This is a genomic window from Streptomyces sp. PH9007 (assembly GCF_059813725.1).
In genome coordinates this window covers 403,713-417,737 of record NZ_CM187440.1, presented here as the reverse complement: position 1 = coordinate 417,737, position 14,025 = coordinate 403,713, and the positions used below count along the sequence as shown (strand labels likewise).

13 protein-coding genes are annotated in these 14,025 nt (G+C 72.1%); 12 read left to right on the top strand and 1 reads right to left on the bottom strand.

All coding sequences use genetic code 11. The features are described from left to right. The first annotated feature begins 16 nt into the window (after nt 1-16). The 4 genes from ACTFAP_RS01710 (at nt 17) to nusB (ending at nt 3,184) form a co-directional block, all read left to right on the top strand. Nucleotides 17-919 carry an AAA family ATPase gene (locus ACTFAP_RS01710; RefSeq protein ID WP_495684867.1) on the top strand — a complete coding sequence of 301 codons (903 nt, stop codon included), beginning with the start codon at nt 17-19 and terminating at the stop codon, nt 917-919. Nucleotides 920-1,008: 89 nt separating this feature from the next. Continuing rightward, nucleotides 1,009-2,121: a M24 family metallopeptidase gene (locus tag ACTFAP_RS01705; RefSeq protein WP_495683214.1), complete on the top strand. Its 1,113-nt coding sequence runs from the start codon at nt 1,009-1,011 to the stop codon at nt 2,119-2,121. Between the two features lie 69 nt (nt 2,122-2,190). Further along, entirely contained in the window at nt 2,191-2,757 is a 567-nt protein-coding gene (gene efp / locus ACTFAP_RS01700) for an elongation factor P (RefSeq protein ID WP_030727075.1), read from the top strand. Between the two features lies 1 nt (nt 2,758). Beyond that, nucleotides 2,759-3,184: a transcription antitermination factor NusB gene (nusB, locus tag ACTFAP_RS01695; protein ID WP_030727072.1), complete on the top strand. Its 426-nt coding sequence runs from the start codon at nt 2,759-2,761 to the stop codon at nt 3,182-3,184. Nucleotides 3,185-3,298: 114 nt separating this feature from the next. Here the strand turns inward: nusB and bldD are convergent, their stop codons facing one another. Further along, nucleotides 3,299-3,799, bottom strand: coding sequence for a transcriptional regulator BldD (bldD, locus tag ACTFAP_RS01690; RefSeq protein WP_019434753.1), 501 nt, complete (start codon nt 3,797-3,799; stop codon nt 3,299-3,301). 194 nt (nt 3,800-3,993) lie between these two features. On the opposite strand from bldD, the gene pyrR reads away from it, so the two are divergent. The 8 genes from pyrR to pyrF all read left to right on the top strand — a co-directional run bounded on the left by pyrR (nt 3,994) and on the right by pyrF (nt 14,020). Next, a complete protein-coding gene (pyrR, locus tag ACTFAP_RS01685) occupies nt 3,994-4,569 on the top strand; it encodes a bifunctional pyr operon transcriptional regulator/uracil phosphoribosyltransferase PyrR (RefSeq protein WP_030727069.1) in 576 nt (191 codons plus the stop codon). 94 nt (nt 4,570-4,663) lie between these two features. Then, the gene (locus ACTFAP_RS01680) at nt 4,664-5,635 is read left to right on the top strand and encodes an aspartate carbamoyltransferase catalytic subunit (protein ID WP_390125076.1); all 972 of its coding nucleotides are present in this window, start codon (nt 4,664-4,666) and stop codon (nt 5,633-5,635) included. Next, on the top strand, nt 5,628-6,932 hold the full coding sequence (locus ACTFAP_RS01675; RefSeq protein ID WP_495683213.1) for a dihydroorotase: 1,305 nt from the start codon (nt 5,628-5,630) through the stop codon (nt 6,930-6,932). Before ACTFAP_RS01680 ends, ACTFAP_RS01675 begins: the two co-directional genes overlap by 8 nt. Further along, on the top strand, nt 6,929-7,534 hold the full coding sequence (locus tag ACTFAP_RS01670; protein ID WP_495683212.1) for a PH-like domain-containing protein: 606 nt from the start codon (nt 6,929-6,931) through the stop codon (nt 7,532-7,534). The genes ACTFAP_RS01675 and ACTFAP_RS01670 overlap by 4 nt, the downstream gene beginning before the upstream one ends. Next, nucleotides 7,531-8,667, top strand: a complete 1,137-nt coding sequence (carA, locus tag ACTFAP_RS01665; protein ID WP_495683211.1) for a glutamine-hydrolyzing carbamoyl-phosphate synthase small subunit — start codon at nt 7,531-7,533, stop codon at nt 8,665-8,667. Before ACTFAP_RS01670 ends, carA begins: the two co-directional genes overlap by 4 nt. Beyond that, nucleotides 8,660-11,992, top strand: coding sequence for a carbamoyl-phosphate synthase large subunit (gene carB, locus ACTFAP_RS01660; protein ID WP_500468026.1), 3,333 nt, complete (start codon nt 8,660-8,662; stop codon nt 11,990-11,992). Before carA ends, carB begins: the two co-directional genes overlap by 8 nt. Nucleotide 11,993: 1 nt before the next feature. Beyond that, nucleotides 11,994-13,178 (top strand): quinone-dependent dihydroorotate dehydrogenase, encoded by a 1,185-nt coding sequence (locus ACTFAP_RS01655; protein WP_495683209.1) that lies wholly within the window; start codon nt 11,994-11,996, stop codon nt 13,176-13,178. Beyond that, nucleotides 13,175-14,020 (top strand): orotidine-5'-phosphate decarboxylase, encoded by an 846-nt coding sequence (pyrF, locus tag ACTFAP_RS01650; protein WP_495683208.1) that lies wholly within the window; start codon nt 13,175-13,177, stop codon nt 14,018-14,020. Before ACTFAP_RS01655 ends, pyrF begins: the two co-directional genes overlap by 4 nt. Nucleotides 14,021-14,025 lie beyond the last annotated feature (5 nt).

Sequence of the window (14,025 nt, the reverse complement as noted above, 5' to 3'; positions counted from 1 at the left end):
CCACCCGGGGCGGCGGCTGTGGTACCTGCCACATCCGCCGCCCCGGAAACCGGGACAGACCCGGACCGTCCCCCGCGTACCGGCGCCGGGTCCGGTAGGTCCCGGCACTCCACGGCCCCATCACGCGTTCCCCGGGCGTCACCCTGGCCGGGTACGGTGTGTCACCGACCCGGCAAAGCCGCGCGGAACTGACTGCCGTGCCCTCAGACATCGGAGTGGAAGCCGGATGCATCAACCCGGGATGCCCCCGCCGCCGCCCGCCCCGTTCGACGGCGGAACGGGCGGCAGGATCCAGCTGCCGGCGGGCACCGCGGTGCCCGCCCCGCCGCCCGCCACCGCGCCCCTCCACCCCGATGTCTCGCACACCGGGGTGGCCGTGCTGCTGATCGGTCCGGCCGGCGCGGGCAAGACCACCGTCGCCCGCTACTGGGCCGACCGCCGCCCGGTGCCCACCGCCAGCATCAGCCTGGACGACGTGCGCGAGTGGGTGCGCGCCGGGTTCGCCGACCCGCGCGCCGGGTGGGACGACCGTTCCGAGGCCCAGTACCGGCTGGCCCGCCGCACCTGTGGCTTCGCCGCCCGCAACTATCTGGCCAACGGCATCTCCTGCATCCTGGACGACGCGGTCTTCCCGGACCGCCCAGCCGTCGGCCTCGGCGGCTGGAAGCGGCACGTGGGCCCTGGGCTGATCCCCATCGTGCTGCTGCCGGGCCTGGACGTCGTGCTGGAGCGCAACGCGGCCCGCAGCGGCACCCGGCGGCTGTCCGACGAGGAGGTCGCCACCATCCACGGCCGGATGGCCGGCTGGTACGGCTCGGGGCTGCCGATCATCGACAACTCCCGGCACGACGTGGCCACCACCGCCCGGATGCTGGACGAGGCGGTCGCCCGCAGCCTGTCCAGCCCGCCCGCCTGGTGAGGGCCTCGCCCGGCGCCGCGTAACGCACCGGCGCCACGTTAGGACGTGTTGAAGGCGCCTGGCGGCGCTGTGCTGCGTAGGCTCGGTCCATGTCCGAGGTACATGCCGCCCGGCGCTCCCGGCTGCGGGCCCGCTGCTCGGCTGCCGGCAGCACCGCCCTGGTCGTCTCCCGCCCCGCCAATGTCCGTTATCTGGTCGGCGCCGCCCCCGCCGACGCGGTCCTGCTGGTGGGCCGTTCGGGGGACGATGTGCTGCTCAGCCACTGGGAGGCGGCCGACGCCATCGCCGACCCACGCCCCTCCGACGCGGAGGGGATGCGCACTGAGGTGCTGCACGGGGAGAGCGATCCGGCGACCGCCGCCGTCGCGATGGCGATGAAGGCCGGTGCCGATGCCGTGGCCGTCGAGGAACATCATCTGACCGTCTCCCGCCACCGGGCGCTGGCCGCCGGCGCCCCCGGGGTGCGGCTGACCGATCTGGGCCGGGCCGTGGAGGACCAGCGGCTGGTCAAGGACGAGGACGAGATCTCCGCGCTGCGGATCGCCGCCGAGATCACCGACCGGGCGCTGGGGGAGCTCCTGGAGTCGATCCTGGTGGGCCGTACCGAGCGGCACCTGGCGCTGGAGCTGGAGCGGCGGCTGGTGGACCACGGCGCGGACGGCCCGGCCTTCCCCACCTCGGTGGCCACCGGCACCCACTCCGGGGTGGCCGGGCACCGGCCCACCGACCGGCGGGTGGAGGAGGGCGACTTCCTGTCGGTGTGCCTGGGGGCCAGGTTCCGCGGCTACCGTTGCCGGATCGGCCGTACCTTCGTGATCGGCTCCAGCCCGGCCGACTGGCAGATCGAGCTGTACGACCTGGTGTTCTCCGCGCAGCGGGCGGCCCGGGAGTCCCTGGAGCCGGGGGCCGAGTACCGCGCGGTGGACCGGGCGGCGCGTACGGTGCTGGAGGCGGCGGGCCACGGTTCGGCGCTGGGACCGGCCACCGGGCACGGGGTGGGACTGGAAATCGGGGAGGACCCACGGCTGTCCCCGGCCGCCATGGGTAGACTGGGCCCTTGTGTGCCGGTCACCGTCGAGCCGGGAGTACACCTCCCGGGCCGGGGCGGAGTCCGGATCGATGACACGCTCGTCGTTCGCTCCCCGGCGGACGGCGGTCCTGAGCTACTTACCATCACGACCAAGGAACTCCTCGCTCTGTGACCGGCTTCGCCCGGCACACGGGGGTTCCTCCGGTCCCCCCAGCAGCAGTCTGTAGGAGATTCCGCGACCGTGGCCACCACGAACGACCTCAAGAACGGCCTCGTGCTCAAGCTCGACGGCGGACAGTTGTGGTCCGTTGTCGAGTTCCAGCACGTCAAGCCCGGCAAGGGCGGCGCCTTTGTGCGCACCAAGCTGAAGAACGTGCTTTCCGGCAAGGTCGTCGACAAGACCTTCAACGCCGGCACCAAGGTCGAGACCGCCACCGTCGACCGTCGGGGGATGCAGTTCTCCTACAAGGACGGCACCGACTTCGTCTTCATGGACACCGAGACCTTCGAGCAGCTGCCGATCGACCCCAAGACCGTGGGCGAGGCGGCGAACTTCCTGCTGGAGGGCTTCGAGGCCACCGTGGCCATCTACGAGGGCACCCCGCTGTTCGTGGAGCTGCCGGCCTCGGTCGAGCTGACCATCGAGTACACCGAGCCCGGTGTGCAGGGCGACCGCTCCACCGGTGGGACCAAGCCCGCCAAGCTGGAGACCGGCTACGAGATCGGCGTCCCGCTGTTCATCACCACGGGCGAGAAGATCAAGGTCGACACCCGCTCCGGTGAATACCTCGGCCGGGTGAACAGCTGACGTGTCCGCGCGCAGCAAGGCACGGCAGCGGGCGCTCCAGATCCTCTTCGAGGCGGATCAGCGCGCTGCCGACCCCACCGATGTCCTGGCCGAGTGGACCCGCAAGGCCCTGAGTGATCAGGCGAATCCACAGGTCAATCCGTACACCAGGGAGCTGGTGGAGGGGTTTTCGGAGCGGGCGGAGCGGATCGACGAACTGCTGGCGCAGTACACGATCGGCTGGCCGCTGGACCGGATGCCGGCCGTGGACCGCAACATTCTGCGGCTGAGCGCCTTCGAGCTGATCTGGCGGGACGATGTGCCCGATCCGGTGGTGCTCGACGAGGCCGTGCAGCTGGCCCGGGAGTTCTCCACCGATGATTCGCCGGCCTTCGTGAACGGCCTGCTGGGGCGGCTCAAGGAGCTGAAGCCCTCTTTGCGGCGCTGAGGCGCCACGGCAGGGGCGGGCGGCGGGCCATGTGTGGCCGGCCGCCCGCCCCTGTGCCGTACGCCGCTCCGGGCGGCGCGCTGCGGATGCGACGCGCGTTGCGTACGCCCCGGGTCAGCTCTCCTCGGCCTGCACCGCACGGCGGGCGTCGGCGCCCAGCACACCCCAGCTGATCAGCTGTTCGGTCAGCACCGAGGGGGACTGGTCGTAGATCACCGCGAGGGTGCGCAGGTCGTCCTGGCGGATCGAGAGCACCTTGCCGTTGTAGTCACCGCGCTGGCTCTGGATGGTGGCGGTGTAGCGCTGCAGCGGACCGGCCTTCTCGCTGGGCAGCGTGGCCAGCCGCTCCAGGTCGAGGACCAGCTTCGGCGGCGGCTCGGCGGCCCCGCCGGGCGTGGTGCCGGGCAGCAGCTCTTGGACCGGAACACCGTAGAAGTCCGCCAGCTCCGCGAGGCGCTGCACGGTCACCGCGCGGTCACCGCGCTCGTACGAGCCGACCACGACCGCCTTCCAGCGGCCCTGGGACTTCTCCTCGACCCCATGGAGCGACAGACCCTGCTGGGTACGGATGGCGCGGAGCTTGGCTCCGAGCTGTTTGGCGTATTCGCTGGACATGTGTCTCCCCGGACGGCGGTTTTGTTACTCAGTGTGAGGTTACGCAGCGTGATATCTCCCGTCAAGCCGGACCGGCCTCCTCCTCTCTGACCTGGGGCGATGCGGAGCGTATCGAGTGCCCTGCTATGGTTCATTCGAACACCAGACGTCCTTTAAGGCCCGTCCCGTGAGGCGGGGAAGGAGGTCCGTTTCGTATGGACACCCAAGAACCACCGCCGGCCCGCTCCGTCCTGGAAGCGCCGGACATCGCGCGGGCACTGACCCGCATCGCCCACGAGATCGTCGAACGCGCCAAGGGCGCCGACGACGTGGTGCTGCTGGGCATCCCCACCCGGGGGGTCTATCTGGCCCACCGGCTGACCGCCCGGCTCGCCGAGATCACCGGACACCCGGTGCCCGTGGGCTCCCTGGACATCACCATGTACCGCGACGACCTGCGGCTGCGCCCGGCCCGCGCCCTGGCCCGCACCGAGATCCCCGGCGCCGGCATCGACGGCGCGCTGGTCGTCCTGGTCGACGACGTGCTCTTCTCCGGCCGCACCATCCGGGCCGCCCTCGACGCCCTGGGCGACATCGGCCGCCCGCGCGCCGTCCAGCTGGCGGTCCTGGTCGACCGGGGGCACCGCGAGCTGCCGATCCGCGCCGACTACGTCGGCAAGAACATCCCCACCTCCCTGCGGGAGACGGTCAAGGTCCAGCTCACCGAGGAGGACGGCCGCGACGGCGTGCTCCTGGGCGTACGCGAGGACGCCTCCGCCGCCGAGCGGTAGCGCGCCCCGTACGGCCCGGCCCCCCACCCCGGCCCGGCCGTGCCCGCGCCTGCCCGCACGCCCTCAGCTCCCCTTCACCTCTGGGAAGGCAATGATGAAGCGCCATCTCATCTCGGCCACCGACCTCAGCCGTGACGACGCCGTTCTCGTCCTCGACACCGCCGAGGAAATGGCCAGGATCGCCGACCGGCCGATCAAGAAACTGCCCACCCTGCGCGGCCGCACGGTCGTCAACCTCTTCTTCGAGGACTCCACCCGGACCCGGATCTCCTTCGAGGCGGCCGCCAAGCGGCTCTCCGCCGATGTGATCAACTTCTCGGCCAAGGGCTCCTCGGTCTCCAAGGGCGAATCCCTCAAGGACACCGCCCTCACCCTCCAGGCGATGGGCGCCGACGCCGTCGTCATCCGGCACCACGACTCCGGCGCCCCGCACCGGCTCGCCACCTCGGGCTGGATCGGCGGCTCGGTGGTCAACGCGGGCGACGGCACCCACGAACACCCCACCCAGGCGCTGCTGGACGCCTTCACCATCCGGCGCCGGCTGGCCGCCGACGGGCAGGGCCTGGGCACCGACCTCGCCGGGCGCCGGGTCACCGTCGTCGGCGACATCCTGCACTCCCGGGTGGCCCGCTCCAACGTCCAGCTGCTGCACACCCTCGGCGCCGAGGTGACCGTCGTCGCCCCGCCCACCCTGGTGCCCATCGGCGTCGAACACTGGCCCTGCGCCGTCTCCTACGACCTGGACGCGGTCCTGCCCAAGTCCGACGCCGTCATGATGCTGCGCGTCCAGCGTGAACGGATGAACGCCGCCTACTTCCCGACCGAGCGCGAGTACGCCCGCCGCTACGGCCTGGACGGCGAGCGCATGTCCCGGATGCCGGGCCACGCCATCGTCATGCACCCCGGACCGATGAACCGGGGCATGGAGATCACCGCCGAGGTCGCCGACTCCCCCCGCTGCACCGCCGTCGAGCAGGTCACCAACGGCGTCAGCATCCGCATGGCCGTCCTGTACCTGCTGCTCGGCGGTGCCGAGCCCGCCGCCACCAAGGAAACCCATGAGTGAGACCGCAACCCACCGGCGCACCCTGATCAAGGGCGCCAGGATCCTCGGCGGACGGCCGCAGGACCTGCTGATCGAGAACGGCGTCATCGCCGAGATCGGCACCGGCGTCCCGGCCACGGGCGCCACCGTGATCGACGCGGACGGCAGCATCGCGCTGCCCGGCCTCGTCGATCTCCACACCCACCTGCGCGAGCCCGGCCGTGAGGACTCCGAGACCGTCCTCACCGGCACCCGGGCCGCCGCCGCCGGCGGCTACACCGCCGTGCACGCCATGGCCAACACCTTCCCCGTCGCCGACACCGCCGGCGTCGTGGAGCAGGTGTGGCGCCTGGGCCGCGAATCCGGCTACTGCGACGTCCAGCCCATCGGGGCCGTCACCGTCGGCCTGGGCGGCAAGCAGCTCGCCGAGCTGGGCGCCATGCACGACAGCGCGGCCGGCGTCACCGTCTTCTCCGACGACGGCAAGTGCGTGGACGACGCCGTGATCATGCGCCGCGCCCTGGAGTACGTGAAGGCGTTCGACGGCGTGATCGCCCAGCACGCCCAGGAGCCCCGGCTCACCGAGGGCGCCCAGATGAACGAGGGCGTCGTCTCCGCCGAGCTGGGCCTGACCGGCTGGCCGGCCGTCGCCGAGGAATCGATCATCGCCCGCGACATCCTGCTCGCCGCGCACGTCGGCTCCCGGCTGCACATCTGCCACCTGTCCACCGCCGGCTCCGTGGAGCTGGTGCGCTGGGCCAAGTCCAAGGGCTGGCGGGTCACCGCCGAGGTCACCCCGCACCACCTGCTGCTCACCGACGAGCTGGTGCGCTCCTACGACCCCGTCTACAAGGTCAACCCGCCGCTGCGCACCGAGACCGACGTGCTGGCGCTGCGCGAGGCACTCGCGGACGGCACCATCGACATTGTGGCCACCGATCACGCCCCGCACCCCCACGAGGACAAGGACTGCGAGTGGGGTGCCGCCGCCATGGGGATGATCGGCCTGGAGACGGCGCTCTCCGTGGTCCAGCAGACCATGGTCGACACCGGACTCATGGACTGGGCCAAGGTCGCCGACCGGATGTCGTACGCGCCCGCCGCCATCGGCCGGCTCGCCGGACACGGCCGCCCGCTCGCCGTGGGGGAGCCCGCCAACCTGACCCTGCTCGACCCGGCATACCGTTCGGTGGTGGACCCCGCGGGATTCGTCTCCCGCAGCCGGAACACCCCCTACCGGGGGCGTGAGCTGCCGGGCCGGGTGACGCACACCTTCCTGCGGGGCCGGGCAACGGTCACGGACGGGAATCTCACATGAGTCACATCTTCACGGCGCACCTGATCGCACTCGCCGACGACGGCGTCGAACGCAAGTCGGCCGAGGTCACCGACTGGGCCGCGCGCATCGGCTGGGTCGTCGGCCTGCTGCTGCTCGTCGCCCTCGTCTACTGGCTGATGCGCGAGGGCTGGAAGTGGCGCGGCAGCCTCCAGGGCGACCTGCCCGAGCTGCCCGCGCTGCCCACCGCCCCCGGCGAGCCCCGGTTGCGGATGGCCGGCCGCTACCACGGCTCGACCACCGCCGGACAGTGGCTGGACCGCATCGTCGCGCACGGCCTGGGCGCCCGGAGCCGCGCCGAGCTGACCCTCACCGACGAGGGCATCGCCGTGGTACGCCCCGGAGCCCCCGACTTCCTGATCCCGGCCGGGCGCGTCCGCGAGGCCCGGCTCGACAAGGGCATCGCCGGCAAGGTCCTCACCGAGGGCGGACTGCTGGTGATCACCTGGGAGCACGGCGACCGCCTGCTGGACTCCGGCTTCCGGTCCGACCGCGCCGAGGAGCACGCCGCCTGGATCCAGGCCCTGGGCCCCGCCGCCACCACGGCCGCCGCCCCGCACACCCCCGAAGAAGGTGCCGCATGACCACCGCCACCACCCGCACCCACCCCGCCGTACTCGTCCTGGAGGACGGCCGCACCTTCCGCGGCCGCAGCTACGGCGCGGTCGGCCAGACCCTCGGCGAGGCCGTCTTCTCCACCGGCATGACCGGCTACCAGGAGACCCTCACCGACCCCTCGTACCACCGCCAGGTGGTCGTCATGACCGCCCCGCACATCGGCAACACCGGCGTCAACGACGAGGACCCCGAGTCCGGCCGGATCTGGGTCGCCGGCTATGTGGTCCGCGACCCCGCCCGGGTCCCCTCCAACTGGCGCTCCGCCCGCACCCTGGACGACGAACTCGCCGCCCAGGGCGTGGTCGGCATCAGCGGCATCGACACCCGCGCCCTCACCCGCCACCTGCGGGAACGCGGCGCCATGCGGGTCGGCATCTTCTCCGGCGACGCGCTCGCCGCCGAGGACGAACTCCTCACCCGGGTCCGGGCCGCCCCCCAGATGAGCGGCGCCGACCTGGCCGCCGAGGTCGCCACCACCGAGCCGTACACCGTGCCGGCCCAGGGCGAACGCCGCTTCACCGTGGCCGCCGTGGACCTCGGCATCAAGGGCATGACCCCCCACCGGATGGCCGAGCGCGGCATCGAGGTGCACGTACTGCCCGCCACCGCCACCGTCGAGGAGATCTACGCCACCGCACCGGACGGCGTCTTCTTCTCCAACGGCCCCGGCGACCCGGCCACCGCCGACCACGCCGTGGCCCTCATGCGCGGCGTCCTGGAACGCGGCACCCCGCTGTTCGGCATCTGCTTCGGCAACCAGATCCTGGGCCGCGCCCTGGGCTTCGGCACCTACAAGCTCAAGTACGGCCACCGGGGCATCAACCAGCCGGTCAAGGACCGCGCCACCGGCAAGGTCGAGGTCACCGCCCACAACCACGGGTTCGCCGTCGACGCCCCGCTCGACACCGTCTCCGACACCCCCTTCGGCCGCGCCGAGGTCTCCCACGTCTGCCTCAACGACAACGTCGTCGAGGGGCTGCGACTGCTCGACCGGCCGGCCTTCAGCGTCCAGTACCACCCCGAAGCGGCAGCCGGCCCGCACGACGCCGCCTACCTGTTCGACCGCTTCGTCTCCCTGATGGAGGACCAGCGTGCCTAAGCGCACCGATATCCAGTCCGTCCTGGTCATCGGATCCGGTCCGATCGTCATCGGACAGGCCGCCGAGTTCGACTACTCGGGCACCCAGGCATGCCGCGTGCTGAAGTCCGAGGGACTGCGCGTCATCCTCGTCAACTCCAACCCGGCCACGATCATGACCGACCCGGAGATCGCCGACGCCACCTACGTCGAGCCGATCACCCCGGAGTACGTCGAGAAGATCATCGACAAGGAGCGGCCCGACGCGCTGCTCCCCACCCTCGGCGGCCAGACCGCCCTCAACACCGCCATCGCCCTGCACGACGCCGGCACCCTGGACCGGTACGGCGTGGAGCTGATCGGCGCCAACGTCGAGGCCATCAACAAGGGTGAGGACCGCGACCTGTTCAAGGGCGTGGTCGAGGCGGTGCGCCAGAAGACCGGCCACGGCGAATCCGCCCGTTCCGTCATCTGCCACTCGATGGCCGAGGTGCTCGCCGGCGTCCCCGCCCTCGGCGGCTACCCCGTCGTGGTCCGCCCCTCCTTCACCATGGGCGGCGCCGGCTCCGGCTTCGCGCACGACGAGGAGGAACTGCGCCGGATCGCCGGCCAGGGCCTGGCCCTGTCGCCCACCACCGAGGTGCTCCTGGAGGAGTCCATCCTGGGGTGGAAGGAGTACGAGCTGGAGCTGATGCGCGACCGCGCCGACAACGTGGTCGTGGTGTGCTCCATCGAGAACCTCGACCCGATGGGCGTGCACACCGGCGACTCCATCACCGTCGCCCCCGCCATGACCCTCACCGACCGCGAGTACCAGATCCTGCGGGACATCGGAATCGCCGTCATCCGCGAGGTCGGCGTCGACACCGGCGGCTGCAACATCCAGTTCGCCGTCAACCCCGAGGACGGCCGCGTCGTCGTCATCGAGATGAACCCGCGGGTCTCGCGCTCCTCCGCGCTCGCCTCCAAGGCCACCGGCTTCCCGATCGCCAAGATCGCCGCCCGGCTCGCCATCGGCTACACGCTGGACGAGATCCCCAACGACATCACCGAGCAGACCCCGGCCTCCTTCGAACCCACCCTCGACTACGTGGTGGTCAAGGTCCCGCGGTTCGCCTTCGAGAAGTTCCCGGCCGCCGACTCCTCCCTCACCACCACCATGAAGTCGGTGGGCGAGGCCATGGCCATCGGCCGCAACTTCACCGAGGCGCTCAACAAGGCGCTGCGCTCCCTGGAGAAGAAGGACTCCCAGTTCGACTTCAGCGGTGAGCCCGGCGACAAGGTGGAGCTGCTGGTCCGTGCCCAGGTGCCCACCGATGGCCGGCTGAACACCGTGATGGCCGCCATCCGGGCCGGCGCCACCCCCGAAGAGGTCTTCGAGGCCACCAAGATCGACCCCTGGTTCGTCGACCAGCTGTTCCTGGTCGCGGAGATCGCCGCGGAGATCGCCGCCGCCGAACTCCTGGACGCCGACCTGCTGGCCCACGCCAAGCGGCACGGCTTCTCCGACGCCCAGATCGCCGGCATCCGCGGCCTGCGCGAGGACGTGGTGCGCGAGGTACGGCACGCCCTGGGCGTACGCCCCGTCTACAAGACCGTGGACACCTGCGCCGCCGAGTTCGCCGCCCGCACCCCGTACCTCTACTCCTCCTACGACGAGGAGAGCGAGGTCGGCCCGCGCACCAAGCCCGCCGTGATCATCCTGGGCTCCGGGCCCAACCGCATCGGCCAGGGCATCGAGTTCGACTACTCCTGTGTGCACGCCTCCTTCGCGCTCAGCGAGGCCGGCTACGAGACCGTCATGGTCAACTGCAACCCCGAGACCGTCTCCACCGACTACGACACCTCCGACCGGCTCTACTTCGAGCCGCTCACCCTGGAGGACGTCCTGGAGATCGTGCACGCCGAACAGCAGGCGGGACCGCTGGCCGGCGTCATCGTCCAGCTCGGCGGCCAGACCCCGCTCGGCCTGGCCCAGGCCCTGAAGGACAACGGCGTCCCGATCGTCGGCACCTCACCCGAGGCCATCAACCTCGCCGAGGAACGCGGCCACTTCGGCCGCGTCCTGGAGGCCGCCGGACTGCCCGCGCCCAAGTACGGCACCGCCCACTCCTTCGACGAGGCGAGCCGGATCGCGGCCGGCATCGGCTACCCGGTGATGGTCCGCCCCAGCTACGTGCTCGGCGGACGCGGCATGCAGATCGTCTACGACGAGCCCTCGCTCGCCGACTACCTCCAGCGGCACGCCGGGCTGATCTCCGAACACCCGGTGCTCATCGACCGCTTCCTCGACGACGCCATCGAGATCGACGTCGACGCCCTCTACGACGGCCAGGAGCTCTACCTGGGCGGCGTCATGGAGCACATCGAGGAAGCCGGCATCCACTCCGGCGACTCCGCCTGCGCCCTGCCGCCCATCACCCTGGGCGGCCACGACATCAAGCGGCTGCGCGCCTCCACCGAGGCTATCGCCGCCGGGGTCGGGGTCCGCGGACTGATCAACATCCAGTTCGCGCTCTCCGGCGACATCCTCTACGTGCTGGAGGCCAACCCCCGCGCCTCCCGCACCGTTCCCTTCACCTCCAAGGCCACCGCCGTCCCGCTGGCCAAGGCCGCCGCCCGCATCTCGCTCGGCGCCACCGTCGCCGAACTGCGCGCCGAGGGCCTGCTGCCCGCCCACGGCGACGGCGGCACCCTGCCCATGGACGCGCCCATCTCGGTCAAGGAAGCCGTGATGCCCTGGTCGCGCTTCCGCGACGTGCACGGCCGCGGCGTGGACACCGTGCTCGGGCCGGAGATGCGCTCCACCGGCGAGGTCATGGGCATCGACTCGGTGTTCGGCACCGCCTACGCCAAGTCCCAGGCCGGCGCCTACGGAGCACTGCCCACCAAGGGCCGGGCGTTCATCTCCATCGCCAACCGCGACAAGCGGGCCATGATCTTCCCGGCCCGCGCCCTGGTCGAGCACGGCTTCGAACTGCTCGCCACCTCCGGCACCGCGGAGGTGCTGCGCCGCAACGGCATCGAGGCCACCGTGGTGCGCAAGCAGAGCGAGGGCGAGGGCCCGAACGGCGAGCAGACCATCGTCCAGCTCATCCACGACGGGCACGTCGACCTGATCGTCAACACCCCCTACGGCACCGGCGGCCGCCTCGACGGCTACGACATCCGTACGGCGGCCGTGGCGCGCGCCGTGCCCTGCCTCACCACCGTGCAGGCGCTGGCCGCCGCCGTCCAGGGCATCGACGCCCTGCGCCACGGCGACGTCGGCGTCCGCTCGCTCCAGGACCACGCCCGGCACCTGATCAGTGCCCGGGAAGCCGCCGGCGAGGGGGCGGGCGCCTGACATGGGACGCGCCTACTCCCTGCTGTTCCGTACAGTCCTCACCCGGATCGACCCCGAACGCGCCCACCACCTCGCGTTCGGGGCGATCCGGGCGGCCGCCTCCGTCCCCGTACTGCGCGACGCGGTACGGGCCGGGTTCGCGCCCCGCTTCCCGCAGTTGCGGGTGCGGGCGCTGGGCCACACCATGCCGGGGCCCTTCGGGCTCGCCGCCGGCTTCGACAAGAACGCCGTGGGCATCGACGGCCTGGCCATGCTCGGATTCGACCACGTCGAGATCGGCACCGTCACCGGACAGCCGCAGCCCGGCAATCCGCGCCGCCGGCTCTTCCGGCTGGTGGCCGACCGCGCCCTGATCAACCGGATGGGCTTCAACAACGACGGCTCGGCCGCCGTCGCCGCCCGCCTCGCCGGGCGCAAGCGGCGGCCCGGCGGCACCGTCGTCGGCGTCAACATCGGCAAGACCAAGGCCGTCCCCGAGGCGGAGGCCGTCGCCGACTACGTCACCTCCACCGAACGGCTGGCCGGGCACGCCGACTACCTGGTGGTCAACGTCTCCTCGCCCAACACCCCCGGGCTGCGCGCCCTGCAGGCCGTGGACCAGCTGCGCCCGCTGCTGAGCGCGGTGCGCGAGGCGGCCGACCGCACGGTCACCGCGCGCCGGGTACCGCTGCTGGTGAAGATCGCCCCCGATCTCGCCGACGAGGACATCGACGCCGTCGCCGATCTCGCCCTGGAACTGGGCCTGGACGGCATCATCGCCACCAACACCACCATCGGCCGGGACGCGCTGGCCACCCCCGCCGAGGAGGTGGCCGCCATCGGCGCGGGCGGACTGTCCGGCGCCCCGCTCACCGAGCGCTCGCTGGAGGTCCTGCGCCGGCTGTACGCGCGCACCGGCGGCCGGCTCACCCTGATCGGGGTCGGCGGCATCACCACCGCCGAGGACGCCTGGGCCCGGATCCGGGCCGGCGCCACCCTGATCCAGGGCTACAGCGGCTTCATCTACGAGGGCCCGGCCTGGCCCCGGCGCATCCACCGCGGACTGGCCAGGCAGCTGGCGGCCAGCCCGTACGCCACGCTGGCCGAGGCGGTCGGCAGCGAGGTCACCGAGGTGACCGGGGCCACCGCGAGCACCCGGGGCGACAGGAGCCCCGTGGGCACCGAGGCCGAGGAGGGCCGGGCATGAGCGCACCGGAGCCGTTCGGCGCCCGGCTGCGCCGGGCCATGGACGAGCGCGGGCCGTTGTGCGTGGGGATCGACCCGCACGCCCGACTGCTCGCCGACTGGGGGCTCGGCGACGACATCGCGGGCCTCGAACGCTTCACCCGCACCGTGGTGGAGGCGCTCGCCGACCGCGTCGCCGTCCTCAAGCCGCAGTCCGCGTTCTTCGAGCGCTTCGGCTCACGGGGCGTGGCCGTCCTGGAACGGGCCATCGCCGACAGCCGTGACGCCGGGGCACTGGTGCTCACCGACGTCAAGCGCGGGGACATCGGCTCCACCATGGCCGCCTACGCCTCCGCCTATCTGGAGCCCGGCGCCCCGCTGTTCTCGGACGCGATCACCGTCTCCCCGTACCTCGGCTTCGAGTCGCTGCGGCCGGCGCTGGACCTGGCGCGGGCCAACGGCGCCGGGATCTTCGTCCTGGGGCTCACCTCCAACCCGGAGGGCGCCCAGGTGCAGCGGGCCACCGCCGCAGACGGCCGTCCGCTGGCCCAGCTGATGCTGGACGCCATCGCGCGGGAGAACGCGGACGCCACCCCGCTGGGCTCGGTCGGCGCGGTGATCGGCGCCACCCTGGGCACGGCGGGGGTGGACCTGGCGGTCAACGGCCCGCTGCTGGCCCCCGGGATCGGCGCGCAGGGCGCCACCGCGGCCGATCTGCCCAGGCTGTTCGGCGCCCAGAGTGGTCATGTGGTGCCCAGTGTCAGCCGGTCCGTGCTGCGTCGCGGGCCCTCGGTCGAAGGGCTGCGCACGGCTGCCGAGGAGGAGGTCCGGGCGCTGTCTGCGGTGGTCCCTGACCACCGTTGAGCCCT